This window comes from Streptomyces griseoloalbus (assembly GCA_014650015.1).
Taxonomy (GTDB): Bacteria; Actinomycetota; Actinomycetes; order Streptomycetales; family Streptomycetaceae; genus Streptomyces; species Streptomyces griseoloalbus.
In genome coordinates, this window is the sequence record BMUD01000072.1 from 1 (window position 1) to 1,514 (window position 1,514).

At 67.4% G+C, this 1,514-nt stretch carries 1 protein-coding gene and 1 pseudogene; one reads left to right on the forward strand and one right to left on the reverse strand.

Features of this window, described 5'->3' with window-relative positions:
* The coding region (locus IE178_RS34975) for a DUF6336 family protein (RefSeq protein ID WP_193515059.1) at positions 1-386 on the reverse strand (386 nt) is incomplete at its 3' end.
* An 87-nt stretch (positions 387-473) separates the two neighbouring features.
* On the opposite strand from IE178_RS34975, the pseudogene IE178_RS34980 reads away from it, so the two are divergent.
* A pseudogene (locus IE178_RS34980) lies at positions 474-1,262 on the forward strand (DDE-type integrase/transposase/recombinase).
* Positions 1,263-1,514 lie beyond the last annotated feature (252 nt).

Genomic DNA, 1,514 nt, shown 5'->3' on the forward strand with positions numbered 1-1,514 from the left:
CTGCCGTAAGGTGCAGCGTCCACAAGGTGGTACAACCCGAGAGCGGCGGCCCCGAGGACAAGGAGAAACAGCCCGGAGCGCAGGAACAGCGGACCCACGACGGTGATCGAGTCGGCCTGCGTCTTAAGAGTGGACCAGTCCCGCAAGCGGCGGACGTCCTGCGAACTGGCCCACCAGAAGCCGACACCGATCACAAGGAAGATCGCACCGAGCAGGCCCGCCATACTGAAGACGGCCAGGAAGTCCTGTCGGTCGCTGTGGTCACCGATACTGAAAACCACCACCACGAGCGGCACCACCCCCAACAGGCCGAAGATCACGCCTCGCCGCACAACGCCCGCCGGCCGCAGCCTCGGCAGCATCACCCCGTTTTGATCCAAAGCCATGGCCAGCACCCTAGCTGTTCTGTCCTGGGAGGTTGTGGACGGGTGAGGCAAGTCTCGGCTGAGGCGTCTTGAACGGGTGAGGCCCTCATGCCCCACCGTAATGCACCCCTGACCGAGACCGGCCGCCTGCGTCTGGCCCGCTGCGTGGTCGAGGACGACTGGCCGCTGCGCCGGGCCGCCGAACGCTTCCAGGTCTCGCCGACCACCGCCCAGCGGTGGGCCGCCCGCTACCGGATGCTGGGCGAGGCCGGGATGAGGGACCGCTCCTCGCGACCGCACCACAGCCCCCGCCGGACGCCGACCCGCACCGAACGCCGGATCATCAAGGTCCGCATTCTGCGCCGCTGGGGCCCGGCCCGCATCGCCTACGGTCTGGCCCGTCTCACGCACCTGGACCGGGCCACCGGCGCCGTCATACGCCGCTACGAACGCGAACGGCCCGGGGAACTGGTCCACGTGGACATCAAGAAGCTCGGCAACATCCCCGACGGCGGCGGCCACAAGGTGCTGGGCCGCCAGGCCCGCCGCAAGACCCGCAAGAACGCCGGCTACAGCTACATCCACACCGCTGTCGACGACCACTCCCGCCTCGCCTACAGCGAGATCCACACCGACGAGAAGAAGGAGACCGCCACCGCCTTCTGGACCAGGGCGCACGCCTACTTCACCAGCGCCGGGATCATCGTCGAACGCGTCCTGACCGACAACGGCTCCTGCTACAAGTCCCACGCCTGGCGCGACCTGCTGGCGACGGCCGGGATCACCCAACAAGCGAACCCGGCCCTACCGGCCCCAGATCACCACCGCGGACACACCGCGCTCGCAGGCAAACCACCCGCCAGCCGCGCCCCCAACCTCACAGGGCAATACACCTAGGAAGTGTCGTCACATACGATGCGCCAGCCCGGGACCAGGGGGCGGAGGCTGTTGCCTTGCCGTAAGCCGACCCGAGCGATCGACCGTCCTTCGGCGGCATGTCAGTGGCTGCTTCTACGCTTCCAGCTGTGAACATAGATGATCTTGCTTGGCAGGCTGAGGTTCCCCCGCTGCGTGGGAGTGGCTGACTAGCAGGTCAGGGCGGTTTGACGTGGTTTCAGGTTCACTGGTTCGGTCGCTGCCTGGCTGGCG